Source organism: Bacillus cereus (assembly GCF_015071065.1).
Taxonomy (GTDB): Bacteria; Bacillota; Bacilli; order Bacillales; family Bacillaceae_G; genus Bacillus_A; species Bacillus_A cereus_BA.
Map to the genome: position 1 here is coordinate 1 of NZ_VOVA01000106.1, position 299 is coordinate 299.

Below are 299 nucleotides of genomic sequence, written 5' to 3' on the forward strand. Positions count from 1 at the left end.
CATTTGCTATATAAAATAGCTTTTTGGTGGAGCCTAGCGGGATCGAACCGCTGACCTCCTGCGTGCAAGGCAGGCGCTCTCCCAGCTGAGCTAAGGCCCCGTAAAATGTATGGTGGGCCTAAATGGACTCGAACCATCGACCTCACGCTTATCAGGCGTGCGCTCTAACCAGCTGAGCTATAGGCCCATACAAATTGCGGAATTTATTTATATCATATTCCCATTTAAGAGTCAATACTTATATTGAACTCTCAAAACTAAACGAAAACGAAACACGGAAACTTATATTGATGAACAGT

General features: G+C 44.5%; 2 tRNA genes. Both read right to left on the minus strand.

Annotated features, from left to right (window positions below):
- Window positions 1-24: 24 nt before the first annotated feature.
- A tRNA-Ala gene (locus FT637_RS29765) sits at window positions 25-100 on the minus strand.
- 10 nt (window positions 101-110) lie between these two features.
- Window positions 111-187: transfer RNA gene (locus FT637_RS29770), tRNA-Ile, on the minus strand.
- Between the last annotated feature and the right edge of the window lie 112 nt (window positions 188-299).